1 protein-coding gene is annotated in these 494 nt (G+C 34.2%); it reads left to right on the plus strand.

The features are described from left to right. On the plus strand, positions 1–494 hold a 494-nt coding region (locus L988_RS08225), incomplete at both ends, for a DEAD/DEAH box helicase family protein (RefSeq protein ID WP_047383304.1).

Here is a 494-nt window from a genome sequence, read left to right on the forward strand (position 1 = left end):
AAATGTAAGTAGTGGTGGAATAATATTCTCTACAATACAGAAGTTTGCTCCTAAAGCTGGAGAGATTGTAGAGGCTATTAGTACTAGAAGTGACATATATATTATAGCTGATGAGGCTCATAGATCACAGTATGGATTAGATGCTAAAATGGATGCAGATGGAAACAGTAAATATGGTTATGCTAAACATATTCGTGATGCACTTCCCAATGCAAATTATATTGGATTCACAGGAACACCGATAGATTTTGATGATAAATCTACAACTGCTGTATTTGGTGACTATATAGATACTTACGATATGACAAGAGCTGTTGAAGATGGAGCTACTGTTAAAATTTATTATGAAAATAGATTTGTTAAATTGGATATGGGATTCCCAGATTTATCAAGAATTGATGGTGAGTTTGAAGAAATCATGGAAGGCCAAGAGGAAGAGACTGTTGAACGTACTAAAAAAGATATCACAAAGATGGAAGCGATTATTGGTTCTG

It is taken from the genome of Cetobacterium sp. ZWU0022, assembly GCF_000800875.1.
GTDB lineage: Bacteria > Fusobacteriota > Fusobacteriia > Fusobacteriales > Fusobacteriaceae > Cetobacterium_A.